Raw genomic sequence first — 1,599 nt, forward strand, 5'->3', positions numbered from 1 at the left:
GAGGAGGGAGCCCCGCCCCCACAACCCCAACCACCACCAACCCGCACCCAACCGACCGGCCCCCACCCCCTCCGAGAGAGGACCCGCCGGAGGCACGAAGACCACGATCGGTGTGTCACCAAAGGGTGGGCTGGAGTGGGGAGACGGGGATGGGCCGGGCGCCCCGCAGTGCTCGACGGGGTCTGTGTGGAGTAGGTGCTGGAGCTCGCGGGGTGGTGGTCGGGGTGGGTGCCGGCTGTGGCAGGGCAGCGGCGGGGAGACTTCCGGTGCCGGTCTCCGGCGGGCTGGCCGGTGCGGGTTCGAGGGGTGTCTGCTGGTCGGGGTGCGCCTGCTGTTCGGCGATGGTGACGGGCTTCCGGTAGAGCTTCTGCGCGCTGGGTTCGAGCGGGGGCAGGCGGCGGGCGGCGGCTTTCTGGTCGTCGCGGCGCTTGTGGCGGCGGCGGACCCGGGCGAACCGTGCTTCGTAGGCTGCTTGGTCGGTGCCGTGGAGTCCGTCCTGGTGGAGCCGGGCGAGTTCCAGCGCGACGTGGCCCATCGGGCTCGGGGTGAGCACGCGGGTGCCGTCGCTCTGCTGGTCGGCGGTGAGGAACTTGGCGGTCAGCAGGGCCTGCGTCCTCTCCTGGCTGATCCGGCGCCCGCCGGTCCACTCGCCGTGGCGCGCCGCGAGCCGGGCACGGCCGCCGCGCCAGTACAGGCGGCCGGTCGCGGCGGTCTCCATCACCCGCATGTGGCTGGTGGTCCAGCCGAGTTGGGCGACGTGGTGTTCGGCGAGGTAGAGGTTCGAGGCGGCTTGCTCGCGGTTCTGGCGGTCCATGCCGGTGGCGGCCTGCTGCTCGGCTTCGCGCTGGGCTTCCTCCTGGCGGCGGATGTTCTCGCGCTCGGCCAGTTCCGCGGGGGTGAGGACGCGGTCCAGCTCGGCGCGCAGGCCGGCTGCCGTGGTCTCGACTCCGGCGGCGGCCTGGGCGAGCACGGCGTGGTGGACGGCTTGGCGGGCGCAGTAGGCGAGCGCGCTCGTCGGCATCTCGGGGTCGTCGGCGTACTTCTCGGCGTGGTCGGCGTGCCGGGCGGCCTCGACGGCTTCCCGGTGGGCCGCGTGCATGGCCACCTCCAACCGCGCGCTCCCGGAGCGGCTTCGGCAGACGGCGGCCATGGCGTCGTCGGCGGCGATGACGGCGAGCAGGGCGGCTTCCCCGGTGACTTGCAGACAGGTCTGCGGCGAGGGGTCTCCGAACTGGGCGGCGGCGCGCGCGGGCTCGGGCATGGGTGGTCCTCGGTGGGTTCGGCGGTGCGGTCGGGGGCGGGCGGCGCCCCCGTCCTCGGGGTGCCGCCTGGTCGCGCGGAGCGCGTTGGAGAGTGCTGTCGTGCCCGCCGGCCACGTCCGTTGGCCCGGCGTCCGGGTGGGGCGGGAGGGCCGCCTGCGGCCCGGACGTCCCGGCCGGCTGCGAGCCGGGCCAGGCTGCGCCGTCCCGCAGGGACGCCCTTTCCGGTCGGGGCCGTCCGGCGGCCGGCCGCCGGGCGGGGGGGGGCCCAGGGGGGGGGGGGGTGCGCGTGGGTGTGGGCGGGGGGCAGAGCCCCCGCCCCACGGGGAGGCGGACAGGG

Annotated in this window: 1 protein-coding gene; it reads right to left on the reverse strand. The window is 76.2% G+C overall.

Annotated elements, in window-relative coordinates; all coding sequences use genetic code 11:
* Positions 1-115 precede the first annotated feature (115 nt).
* The gene (locus ACWDRR_RS44420) at positions 116-1,261 is read right to left on the reverse strand and encodes a hypothetical protein (protein ID WP_449778038.1); all 1,146 of its coding nucleotides are present in this window, start codon (positions 1,259-1,261) and stop codon (positions 116-118) included.
* Positions 1,262-1,599 lie beyond the last annotated feature (338 nt).

This window comes from Kitasatospora sp. NPDC003701 (assembly GCF_053587085.1).

What these genes read in the sequence shown, in the direction of transcription:
- ACWDRR_RS44420 (WP_449778038.1), bottom strand. Translation starts at nt 1,261, where the DNA reads ATGCCCGAGCCCGCGCGCGCCGCCGCCCAGTTCGGAGACCCCTCGCCG.